Consider the following 8,561-nt stretch of genomic DNA (forward strand, 5'->3'; position numbering starts at 1 on the left):
CTTTCCCCATTTGTCAACACCTTTTTGCGACTTTCTTCGTTTTTTTAATATTCACGATCAACCCTGCTTATTTCGATCCCAGCTCTGTACAACTTGGAAATCCACCTGTGCAAAACACGGTTCCCGTGCTATAATGCATCATTGAACAGAATCTATACCAATAGGAGTGATTGTTCTGCTGATTCATCGCATGAGCGCCACCTTCGGCCGACTGCAGGGCCCTACATTGGAATTAAAGCCAGGTCTGAATATTGTGCAGGCCCCCAATGAAGCCGGCAAATCCACTTGGTGCGCTTTTTTAACCGCCATGCTCTACGGTATCAACAGCCGGGAACGGGACAAAGCAGGTTTTATTGCAGAAAAGAACCGGTACGCCCCCTGGTCGGGCTCCTCTATGAGCGGGCGTCTGGATTGCCGGAGCGGCTCTGATGAGCTGACCCTCACCCGGACAACCCGCCGTCAGACGGCTCCTCTGGCAGAGTTTCAGGCCCTGTATGCCGGCACCGGTGATCCTGTGCCCGGCCTCACCGGTCAAACCTGCGGCGAAACGCTGCTGGGCGTCAGCCGGGAGGTGTTTGAGCGCAGCGCCTTCATCCGTCAAAGCGGCCTGGCCATTACCCAGGACGCCGGTCTGGAGCGGCGGATCGCCTCTCTCATCTCCTCGGGCGAGGAGGATACCTCCTATTCTGAAGCCCGGGAAGCTCTGAAAAAGCAGCTCACCCGCCGCCGTTACAACAAAAATGGCATGATCCCCGCGGTGGAGGCGGAATTACAGGACATGGAGCGCCAGCTCTCCGACCTGCGCGCGCTGGAATCCCAGCTGGCAGCCGCCCGGCAGCGAGTGGAGGCTCTCTCCGCCCGGGAGGTCTCTTTGCAGGACGAGCTGGCCGCCTGTGACGCCTGGGAGCGGCAGAGCCAGGCCCAGGCCCTGGCAGAGGCAAAATCCGCCGCGGAGGCAGCGGAGCAGAAGATCTCCCTTCTGCGGCAGCGGCTGGAGGCTGACCGGGTGCCGGAAGTGGATACCATCGGCCGTCTCCGGGGCGCCATTGTCAATCTGGAAACCGTTCGGAAGAACCTGGAAAAGGCCCGGACGGAGCGGGACGAGGCCATGAAGGCCGCTCTTCGGGCGGAAGCTGCCGTGTCGGAAAGCCCCTTTGCGGGCCAGACTGCGGAGCAGGTACGTCGGGAGGTGGCGTCGCCTCCCGACGGAAAGCCCTCCTACACCGCCGCAGCGGTCCTGGCGGTGTGCGGCCTGCTGGCAGCCGCTGCTTTGGGTTGGGGATTATGGTCTATGGGGCCGCTGCCTGCTCTGGGCTGTGCCGCTGTGGTAGTTCTGGCATCTATCGGCGGGGCCTGTGCGCTGAGCCGTTCCGCCCGGAAAAAGGCCCGGGCCGCCGCTCTGATAAAGCGCTACGGCACCACCGATACCGACGCCATCGCCGCTCTGGCCGATACTTATTATAAATTGTGTGAGACGCAGGAAGCCACCCAGGCCGATGTCAGTGCCAAAACCGCCACCGCAGACGCCCTGTATGCCTCTCTTTCCTCCAATGAACAGGGCATCTTGCTGGAAGTCCGGCGCTTTGCTCCTTCCGCCTTCGACATTCCCGCCGCGGATGAGGCCCTCAAGGGAGCGTTCGCCCGCCGGCGGGAGCTCTCCGGTGCGGAGACCGCTGCCCGGGAGACCCGCCTGCGCTACGAAGTGCTGGCGCAGCAGTCCCCGGCACTTTCCGAGGAGCAGTCTCCCCTTACCGCCCCCGCCAGAGAGCGGGCCTCCGTGGAACAGGACCTGGAAACCGTTCGGGGCGAGCTGGCCGCTGCCCGCTCCGCAGCAGATCAGCTCTCCGGCCAGCTCAACGCCCGGGGTGACAGTGTGGTCCTCAGCAGTCAGGCCGCTTTGCTGACGGAAAAGCGGGATGCGCTGAATGCGGAGTATGATGCCATTGCCCTGGCCATGGAAGCACTGGACAGCGCCAATACCACCCTGCAAAACCGCTTCTCCCCCGCTCTGGGCCGCCGGGCCGCAGAAATCTTTGCCCGGCTCACAGACGGCCGGTACAGCGGCGTCGTTCTGGATCGTGCATTCCACCTGTCTGCCGAAGCAGCGGATGAGCGCATCTACCGGGATGCAGCGTTCCTCTCCGCCGGAGCGGCGGACCAGCTGTATCTGGCGGTGCGGCTGGCCATCTGTGATCTGGTGCTGCCCCAGGAGAACTGTGTCCCCATCGTTTTGGACGACGCACTGACCAATTTTGACGATGAACGCTGTGCCTCCGCCCTGCGGTACTTGAAGGAGGCCGCCCAAACCCGTCAGATCCTCCTCTTCACCTGCCACAGCCGGGAGGCAGACTTTTTTGCCGATGACGCAGATGTCTTTGTCCAGCGGTTGGCGGCAAACTGATGTCCATCCCCATTCCGTCAAAAGATTGGCATTGACGGAACCGGTACAGCGGGTATAAGATATGGTTTGCCTATAAAATCCATACAATATCGTTACGATATGCGGAAATCACGCGTGAGTGAAAAAGGAGTATCACATCATGAGCGAATGCACCCATAACTGCAGCACCTGCGGTGAGAACTGCGGCGAGCGGCAGGAGCCCCAATCCCTCTTGAAGGAGCATCACCCGGAAGCCCACATCGGAAAGGTCTACGGCATCGTCTCCGGTAAGGGCGGCGTGGGCAAGTCCATGGTCACCAGCCAGCTGGCAGTCACCATGCGCCGCCGGGGCTATCAGGTCGGCATCCTGGACGCCGACGTCACCGGCCCCTCCATCCCCAAGGCTTTCGGCGTTCACGGTCAGGCCATGGGCAGCGAAGCCGGGCTCTATCCCATGACCTCCAAGACCGGTATTCAGATCATGTCCACCAACCTGCTGCTGCCCAATGAGACGGACCCCGTGATCTGGCGCGGCCCCGTCATCTCCGGCGTGGTCCAGCAGTTCTGGACGGATGTGCTCTGGAACTGCGACTATCTGTTTGTGGATATGCCTCCGGGAACCGGCGACGTGTCCCTTTCCGTGTTCCAGTCCATTCCGCTGGACGGCATCATCATCGTGGCCTCTCCCCAGGAGCTGGTCTCCATGGTGGTGGAAAAGGCCGTCAAAATGGCGGAGATGATGGAAGTTCCCATCGTGGGCCTTGTGGAAAACATGAGCTACGTGGCCTGCCCGGACTGCGGCAAGAAGATCCACCTCTTCGGTGAAGGCAAGACTGCCGAGGCCGCGGCGCGCCATCACCTGCCTGTTCTGGCGGAGATGCCCATCGACCCGGCCCTGGCCGCTCTGACCGATGCCGGCGACATCGAGTCCTTCCAGGGAACCTGGCTGGAAGGCGCCGCTGATCGGCTGGAAAACAAGTAACCCCCGCAAAACCCGCCGCCGTGTCCGTTCACGGCGCGGGTTTTGCGTCTTTTTTGTCCGTCTCTCGCAAAAGCTACAAGTCGTCTTTTGGGGGAAAACCGGTTTTTGTGGGGAAAAACAGTTGCAAAACCCCAGCTAATCCGGGATAATAGTAATAAGTGCGGCGTTTAAGGAACGCCATAAATTTTGATAACGAGAATGAGGGGGAACCTACGTATGCAGGAACTGAAGGAGCGCATCGTCAAGGAGGGCAAGGTACTGCCCGGAAACATCATCAAGGTGGACGGCTTCCTGAATCACCGCATCGACACGGAACTGATGACCCATATCGCCGAGGAGTTCGGCAAGCACTTCAACATGGACGAGGTCACCGTGATCCTCACCGCTGAAGCCAGCGGCATCGCCCTGTCCGCCATCGTGGCTCAGCATTTCCACAAGCCCATGATCTTTGCCAAGAAGGCCAAGAGCGACAATATCGAGGGCGGACTGTATCAGAGCGACATCTTCTCCTACACGTATAAAAAGAAGGTCACGCTGCTGGTGAGCAAGGAATGGCTCTCTGCTGACGACAAGGTCCTCATCATTGATGACTTCATGGCCAACGGCGAGGCCATGCGGGGCCTGTGTGACATCGTCACCGCCGCCGGTGCCACGCTGGTGGGTATTGGCTGCGCCGTGGAGAAGGGGTTCCAGGGCGGCGGCGACCGGCTCCGGGCCGCCGGCATCAACCTCAAGTCCCTGGCCATCATCGAGTCTGCCGAGCCGGGCAACATCGTCTTCCGGGACGAGGAGTAATGTTTCCCCTCTCCGGCCCGAGCGGAGCCGGATACACGCATTCTCTCTGAAGGCGCAAATCCCCGCTCAGGAGCTTCCCGCTTTCCGCCGCACCGACTTTACCGCTGTGAAGCGGAGCGGCAGGCGGGTCTCACAACTTTAAAAAGGAGGAATTCCCTTGTCTCATCAGACCGTTATCGTGCTGGACTTCGGCGGTCAGTACAATCAGCTGATCGCCCGCCGGGTTCGGGAATGCGGCGTTTACTGCGAGGTAAAGCCCTACACCACGCCGCTGGACACGATCCGCGCCATGAACCCCATCGGCATCATCTTTACCGGCGGCCCCAACAGCGTCTACGATCCCAAGTCCCCCCAGGTGGACCCCGCTGTTTTTGAGATGGGTGTGCCCATTCTGGGCATCTGCTACGGCTGCCAGCTGATCGCCCACAATCTGGGCGGCCGGGTCACCGCCGCCACTGACGACTCCGCCCGGGAGTACGGCAAGACGGAGACCTATTTCAACACCGCCTGCAAGCTCTTCAAGGGGCTGCCGGAGCAGGGCATCACCTGGATGAGCCACGGCGATTATATGGAGAAGGTGCCCGACGGCTTTGCTCTGGTGGCTCACTCCGATGCCTGCCCCAACGTGGCCATCTGCGATGAGGCCCGGGGCTTCTACGGTGTGCAGTATCACCCCGAGGTCAACCACACGGAACACGGCACCGACATGATCCGCAACTTCCTCTATGAGGTCTGCGGCGCTCAGGGCGACTGGACCATGGGTGATTACAAGGAAACCGCCATCCGCTCCATCCGGGAAAAAGTGGGCGATGGCAAGGTGCTGCTGGCCCTCTCCGGCGGTGTGGACTCCTCCGTGGCCGCCGCGCTGGTGGCTGAGGCCGTCGGCAACCAGCTCACCTGCGTCTTCGTGGACCACGGCCTTATGCGCCTGAATGAGGGCGATGAGGTGGAGGCCGCCTTCAAGAAGTGGGATATCAATTTTGTCCGGGCCAATGCCGAAGAGCTGTTCCTCTCCAAGCTGGCCGGTGTCAGTGAGCCGGAGCGCAAGCGCAAAATCATCGGCGAGGAATTCATCCGGGTCTTTGAGGCGGAGGCCAAGAAAATCGGCCAAGTGGACTATCTGGTCCAAGGCACCATCTACCCCGATGTGATCGAGTCCGGTGCTGGCAACGCCGCCGTCATCAAGAGCCATCACAACGTAGGCGGCCTGCCCGACTATGTGGATTTCAAGGAGATCATCGAGCCGCTGCGGATGCTTTTCAAGGATGAGGTCCGCCAACTGGGCCGAGAGTTGGGATTGCCGGAATATCTGGTGATGCGTCAGCCCTTCCCGGGCCCCGGCCTCGCTATCCGCGTCATCGGCGAGATCACCAAGGACAAGCTGGATACGCTGCGTCTGGCCGACTTCATTTTCCGGGATGAAATCGCCAAGGCGAAGCTGGAGGGCACCATGAACCAGTATTTCGCGGTGCTCACCAATATGCGTTCCGTGGGCGTTCAGGGCGACGGCCGGACTTACGACTATACGCTGGCCCTGCGCTCCGTCACCACCACGGATTTCATGACCGCCGACTGGACCCGCATCCCCTACGACGTGCTGGACCGGGTGAGCGTGCGGATTGTCAACGAGGTGCCCCACATCAACCGCATCGTCTACGACATCACCAGCAAACCCCCCGCGACCATCGAGTGGGAATAATTTCAGAAACCCGGAAAAGCCTGATATAACTGGGCTTTTGAGAGGTTAAGGCCCTCCGTGGCAACGATTTGGCAACATTTTTTCATTATTCATAAAAAGAGAGCTAACTGATTTTGATTAGTCAGTTAGCTCTCTTTTTTGTTATTTCTTTTTTAAAACATTGGATACGGTAGACTGTGATATATCCAGCATGGCAGCAATGGTCTCTTGGGTCATCTTTTGTTTAGCCAAATCTTTGATAACTGCATTTCTCTGGGCAACGGATATAATTTCGGGAAGCCGATGAACAGTCTCTGATACGACGCCGGAAGCGGTTACAGTTTTGATTAGCGTTGTCCCATCATCCAACACAGCTCGTGCAATTCTAGCCCCAGTTTTTTTGTTGGGTTTAAACGCCAAAGACACAATGTTAGCGGCTGTCTTACCAGCGCCTTTTAGATCAACAGATTTGAATACGTTCATAAGAGTCGTAGGCATAACCCGTCCCCTCCTTTTATTAAACTAATATTAGTTTAATATTCATTTAATGAAAAGTCAAGAGTGCAAACAAGTAATCTAGGTATTCGCTTTGTGGTCAGTTAGCTCTCTTTTTCTTTATATTATTATTCTGTGCAACAAACGGCCTTTCCCGTGACCTACAAGTGAGCGGGTCAAAAGAGGTCCTGGGGCGGCACCTTCACATAGTTCTGGGTCTTATCAAGCTCTGGATAGTGGTAGCGCCACTTGTCGTAATCCTCTTTGGAGATCTCGCCTGCCTCCAACCTGGCAGCGGCCTGCTGCCAGGAACAGAGCATCTCATGCAGCCGGGCGGCGTCCTTGTTCTTCCGTACATCAACCTTTAGGCAGACTTCTCCATCTATCTCGCTGATCTTGAGCCCGTAGTTGTCCTCCAGGGTAAACAGGGTGTGCATGAGCCCCACATAGGAGTCTATGTCCGGGACGGAGAGGGCATGGGGAGAGACATCCAATACTTGGGCCAGGGCAGCGGTAAGGTCCGCCTTAGGGGTTCTTGATCCTGTTTCATACTGGGCAAGGCGCACATCGGCAGACTTTTCCGGGAAGCCCAGCGCCATGCCGAGATATTTCTGAGTCATCCCACGCAGGAGACGGAAAAAGTGAATCCGTTCGCCAATCGCCATATCATCCACTCCAATCGTTGGTTGTCTTTAGGAAAAGCGTAGCAGAAATGCTTAGGAAAGTCAAGAGAATACTAAACAATTTTATTTAATTTATTTTGCGTACCCCGATTGACACAAGCTATTATGCTTAGTATAATGACAATATACTAAGCATAATAGCTTAGAATCAATAAATAAAAAAGAACTGCCGCAATCCCCTGGTTATACATCCGAGAAAAAGTGGCGGACGGAAGTGAGGAGGCATTTATGGAACACAATATCCAGCCGCAGCAGCCATCAATGAGGAAAGGAAGGTATTTTCAATGCAGGCACAAAACTTTATGCGTGTGGAGGAAGTGGCCCAGGAGCTGGGTATCTCCAAGTCCCACGCCTACAAGGTGATCCACAAGCTCAACGCCGAACTCCGTGAGAAGGGCTATCTGACCATCTCCGGGCGGGTCAATCGGAACTTTTTCGTGGAGAAGTTTTGCTACGGCAAGACGGGAAAGGAGGGCTAATCATGGCAGTCTATAAAGAAGAAAAGACCAACACCTGGCGGGCGGTCTACCGCTACACGGACTGGAACGGTGAGCGCAAGCAGACTCAGAAGCGGGGCTTCAAGACCAAGCGAGAGGCGCAGGCATGGGAGCGGGAACAGCTCAACAAGACCAGTGCCGACCTGGATATGACCTTCAGGAGCTTTGTGGACCTCTACACGGCGGATATGAAAACTCGGCTCAAGGAAAACACCTGGGCCACCAAGGACCACATCATCCGCACCAAGCTGCTGCCCTACTTCGGCAAGCTTAAAATGTGTAACATCACTGCCCAGCAGATTATCACCTGGCAGAACGAGATGCTGAACCACAAGGACGAGAACGGTAAGCCCTACTCGCCGGTATACCTGAAAACGGTCCACAACCAGCTCAACGCCATCTTCAACCACGCAGTTCGGTACTACAACCTCCGAGATAACCCCTGCAAGAAGGCAGGCAGCATGGGCAAAAAGAAAAACCGGGAGATGATGTTCTGGACCAAGGAGCAGTACTTGAAATTTGCGGAGGTGATGATGGACAAGCCGCTGTCCTTCTACGCCTTTGAGATGCTTTATTGGTGCGGTATCCGAGAGGGGGAGCTGCTGGCTCTAACTCCAGCGGACTTTGACTTCGAGAAGCGCACCGTCACCATCAATAAGTCCTATCAGCGGCTGAACGGTCAAGATCTGATTACCACTCCCAAGACGGAAAAGAGCAATCGGGTCATCACCATGCCGCAATTTCTGGCTGAGGAAATCCAGGATTACATCAAAATGCTTTATGGGATCGGGCCGGATGACCGGATGTTCACCGTCACCAAGAGTTATCTTCACCGGGAGATGGATCGAGGGGCCAAAGAAGCGGGTGTGCCGCGCATTAGAATCCACGATATTCGTCACAGCGCGGTTTCACTTCTGATCGACATGGGGTTCTCTGCCACGGCCATCGCGGACCGGGTGGGCCATGAGAGCATCGACATCACCTATAACTACGCACACCTGTTTCCGTCCAAGCAGGCGGAAATGGCGGATAAACTGAACATGGAAAGGGG

At 57.1% G+C, this 8,561-nt stretch carries 8 protein-coding genes; 6 read left to right on the top strand and 2 right to left on the bottom strand.

The window, feature by feature from the left end:
• Positions 1-190: 190 nt before the first annotated feature.
• From QZL67_RS02785 to guaA, 4 genes are all read left to right on the top strand, one after another.
• Positions 191-2,401 (top strand): ATP-binding protein, encoded by a 2,211-nt coding sequence (locus QZL67_RS02785; protein WP_022289257.1) that lies wholly within the window; start codon positions 191-193, stop codon positions 2,399-2,401.
• A 139-nt stretch (positions 2,402-2,540) separates the two neighbouring features.
• Complete coding sequence (locus tag QZL67_RS02790; protein ID WP_022289258.1) at positions 2,541-3,362, top strand: Mrp/NBP35 family ATP-binding protein; 822 nt, start codon at positions 2,541-2,543, stop codon at positions 3,360-3,362.
• Positions 3,363-3,578: 216 nt separating this feature from the next.
• Positions 3,579-4,157, top strand: coding sequence for a xanthine phosphoribosyltransferase (locus QZL67_RS02795; protein ID WP_022289259.1), 579 nt, complete (start codon positions 3,579-3,581; stop codon positions 4,155-4,157).
• Positions 4,158-4,314: 157 nt separating this feature from the next.
• Positions 4,315-5,856, top strand: coding sequence for a glutamine-hydrolyzing GMP synthase (gene guaA / locus QZL67_RS02800; protein ID WP_022289260.1), 1,542 nt, complete (start codon positions 4,315-4,317; stop codon positions 5,854-5,856).
• Between the two features lie 141 nt (positions 5,857-5,997).
• Here guaA and QZL67_RS02805 read toward each other — a convergent pair whose 3' ends face one another.
• Entirely contained in the window at positions 5,998-6,333 is a 336-nt protein-coding gene (locus tag QZL67_RS02805) for a helix-turn-helix domain-containing protein (RefSeq protein ID WP_021904425.1), read from the bottom strand.
• Positions 6,334-6,506: 173 nt separating this feature from the next.
• Positions 6,507-6,995 carry a helix-turn-helix domain-containing protein gene (locus QZL67_RS02810; RefSeq protein WP_022289261.1) on the bottom strand — a complete coding sequence of 163 codons (489 nt, stop codon included), beginning with the start codon at positions 6,993-6,995 and terminating at the stop codon, positions 6,507-6,509.
• 302 nt (positions 6,996-7,297) lie between these two features.
• On the opposite strand from QZL67_RS02810, the gene QZL67_RS02815 reads away from it, so the two are divergent.
• Together QZL67_RS02815 and QZL67_RS02820 are read left to right on the top strand one after the other, a co-directional pair.
• On the top strand, positions 7,298-7,492 hold the full coding sequence (locus QZL67_RS02815) for a helix-turn-helix domain-containing protein (protein WP_022289262.1): 195 nt from the start codon (positions 7,298-7,300) through the stop codon (positions 7,490-7,492).
• A gap of 2 nt (positions 7,493-7,494) precedes the next feature.
• A partial coding sequence (locus tag QZL67_RS02820; RefSeq protein WP_292919728.1) for an Arm DNA-binding domain-containing protein occupies positions 7,495-8,561 on the top strand: 1,067 nt, incomplete at its 3' end.

Source organism: Oscillibacter sp. CAG:155 (assembly GCA_000436875.1).
Classification (GTDB): Bacteria; Bacillota; Clostridia; order Oscillospirales; family Oscillospiraceae; genus Oscillibacter.

Bases quoted from the DNA above. Each gene is read 5' to 3' on its own strand.
- QZL67_RS02785 (WP_022289257.1), top strand. From the start codon at position 191: ATGAGCGCCACCTTCGGCCGACTGCAGGGCCCTACATTGGAATTAAAG.
- QZL67_RS02790 (WP_022289258.1), top strand. From the start codon at position 2,541: ATGAGCGAATGCACCCATAACTGCAGCACCTGCGGTGAGAACTGCGGC.
- QZL67_RS02795 (WP_022289259.1), top strand. From the start codon at position 3,579: ATGCAGGAACTGAAGGAGCGCATCGTCAAGGAGGGCAAGGTACTGCCC.
- QZL67_RS02805 (WP_021904425.1), bottom strand. From the start codon at position 6,333: ATGCCTACGACTCTTATGAACGTATTCAAATCTGTTGATCTAAAAGGC.
- QZL67_RS02810 (WP_022289261.1), bottom strand. From the start codon at position 6,995: ATGGCGATTGGCGAACGGATTCACTTTTTCCGTCTCCTGCGTGGGATG.
- QZL67_RS02815 (WP_022289262.1), top strand. From the start codon at position 7,298: ATGCAGGCACAAAACTTTATGCGTGTGGAGGAAGTGGCCCAGGAGCTG.